The organism is Aliidiomarina haloalkalitolerans (assembly GCF_003987315.1).
Taxonomy (GTDB): domain Bacteria; phylum Pseudomonadota; class Gammaproteobacteria; order Enterobacterales; family Alteromonadaceae; genus Aliidiomarina; species Aliidiomarina haloalkalitolerans.
The window spans coordinates 1-1,967 of the sequence record NZ_PIPI01000022.1 but is presented as its reverse complement, the minus strand read 5'-3'; the positions used below and the strand labels follow the sequence as shown (position 1 = coordinate 1,967).

Genomic DNA, 1,967 nt, shown 5'->3' with positions numbered 1-1,967 from the left:
CCGATCACCTGTTTCGGTTTTATCCGATCACTTTTAGCCTTTTTCCGAAATCGCTGTTCGGATTCCCGTAATCGGTGATCGGAATACCGAAATTCCGTTCTTTTTCTAACTAAATCAACTGGTAAGCTCAACTCAACGCAACTGCATTGAGGAATGGCTGACCATGGCTAGAAAGAGAACACAAATGAGTAAGATAAAAGACATCCTGAGACTTCGGTTTGATGCCGGGCTCAGTTTGAGAGACATCAGTAAATGCTTGTCTGTTGGCCCCGCAACCATTAGCGAAATTTTATCGCGTTTTGCTGCCAGTGAGCTAACGTGGCCACTGCCTAACGAGTGTAATGACACTGAGCTTGAGGCCGCTGTATATAAAGGCCGGAATGTGTCCCGCGCCAAACGCCAGCCAGACTTTTATGAAATGCACCAAGAGCTCAAGCGTAAAGGGATGACAAAGCTACTGTTGTGGCGCGAGTACCACGAAAAGGACTCAGCCACAGCCTATGGTTACACGCAGTTCTGTGAGCACTATCGCAGTTGGCGCAAGACGCAAAAGCGTAGTATGCGCCAGTTGCATCTTGCAGGAGATAAACTGTTTATTGATTACTGTGGTCCGACAGTACCTATCTTCAATCCCGATACCGGTGAAGTTCGCTATAACGCGCAGGTCTTTGTGGCAACCTTGGGCGCTTCAAATTACACCTATGTTGAAGCCGGGCGTTCGCAACAACTAGAAGACTGGATCATGGCACACGTACGCGCCTTCGAGTTCTTCGGCGGTGTACCACAGCTACTGGTTCCGGATAATCTGCGCTCGGCGGTCACCAAGGCAAACCGCTACGCACCGGTGTTAAATGAAAACTATGCGCGCATGGCGCGTCATTACAACACCGCCATCATGCCTGCCCGACCTTATAAACCCAAAGACAAATCAAAAGCAGAAAACGCCGTTCTTATTGTTGAACGGTGGATCTTAATGCGTCTGCGACATGAGCACTTTTATACGTTATCTAGTCTTAATCAGCGGATCAGGGAGCTGCTAGTTGAGCTTAATCATCGTCAGCAACGCGTTCACCCAGGCTCACGCCACGAACTTTATATCCGTCTTGATAAACCCGCGTTGATGCCGTTGCCCGGGTATAGTTATCAATACATCGACAGTAAACAAGCCCGGGTCGGACCGGACTACCATGTTCTATATGCGAAGCATGCCTACTCTGTACCCCACAATCTGGTAGGACAGACGGTTACACTGGAGGCAACAGCGCAAATCATCTGCCTTTACTATCAGGGTAAGGTCGTGGCCCAGCATCCCAGAAAACACCAGCCCGGCGCGTTTAGTACGATTAAAGAGCATATGCCCGATGCTCATGTAAAACAGCGCTGGAGTGTGGAGCGCCTGCTTGGCTGGGCTGAAACCATAGGCAGCGGCACTCGTGCGGTTATCGCGGGCCAACTGGCTCGCCGACAACATCCAGAGCAGGCAATAAAAAGCTGCCTCGCTATCCTTAATCTGGGCAGTAAATACGGACAAGAGCGGCTTGAAGCCGCCTGCCAGAAAGCGCTAGTGCTCGAGCAACCACACCGCAAGGTCATTCTGAACCTGCTGGCAAATAATAAAGAGCGAGACCTCACGCATACCGAAGCCGACGACTCGCCGGCGGTTAACCATCCCAACATCCGTGGACAACACTACTACCAATAAGGACAATTATTATGAGCTTATCATCACTCCATGAACAACTGCGTGCATTACGGCTGGGGCACTTCTGTCAGGCTTTACAACAGCAGCAAGAGCAACCGGATACCTACACCGACATGAGCTTCGAAGAGCGTCTCGGTCTACTTGCCACGCACGAAATACTGTGCCGTGACAACACCAAAGTAAAGCGACTAACTCGCCAGGCAAAGCTGCGCTTCGATGCTCGCCCGAGCGGTATCGATTACCGCAGCGGCCGTGGGCTCAAGAA

Annotated in this window: 2 protein-coding genes; both read left to right on the top strand. The window is 50.8% G+C overall.

The annotated features are described in order from the left end of the window. The first annotated feature begins 163 nt into the window (after positions 1-163). A complete protein-coding gene (istA, locus tag CWE06_RS12320; protein WP_126794761.1) occupies positions 164-1,702 on the top strand; it encodes an IS21 family transposase in 1,539 nt (512 codons plus the stop codon). 11 nt (positions 1,703-1,713) lie between these two features. Continuing rightward, on the top strand, positions 1,714-1,967 hold a 254-nt coding region (locus CWE06_RS12315; protein ID WP_198679106.1), incomplete at its 3' end, for an ATP-binding protein.